The following is a 406-nucleotide window of genomic DNA, read 5'->3' on the forward strand; positions in this document are numbered from 1 at the left end:
CGCCGTGAAAACTTAGGGGAGCCAATGCGTAATATGTTCCGAGCGATTAAACGTCTTGTTGATAAGCATGAAGACGTACAAGTTGTGTACCCTGTTCATATGAACCCTGTTGTTCGTGAAACAGCAAATGATATTCTAGGCGATCATGGCCGTATTCATTTAATTGAGCCGCTAGATGTAATTGATTTCCACAATGTTGCAGCACGTTCATACTTAATGTTAACTGATTCTGGTGGGGTACAAGAGGAAGCGCCGTCACTTGGTGTACCGGTTCTTGTTCTTCGTGATACAACAGAGCGCCCAGAAGGTATTGAAGCAGGTACATTGAAATTAGCAGGAACAGACGAAGAGACAATCTTTGGTCTTGCTGATGAGTTGTTATCAGATAAAGCAGCTCATGATAAGA

General features: G+C 42.9%; 1 protein-coding gene. It reads left to right on the top strand.

What is annotated here, in order from left to right; all coding sequences use genetic code 11:
• A partial coding sequence (locus tag MR113_RS27475; RefSeq protein WP_242257492.1) for a UDP-N-acetylglucosamine 2-epimerase occupies positions 1-406 on the top strand: 406 nt, incomplete at both ends.

This window comes from Bacillus cereus group sp. BfR-BA-01379, assembly GCF_022663605.1.
Classification (GTDB): domain Bacteria; phylum Bacillota; class Bacilli; order Bacillales; family Bacillaceae_G; genus Bacillus_A; species Bacillus_A mobilis.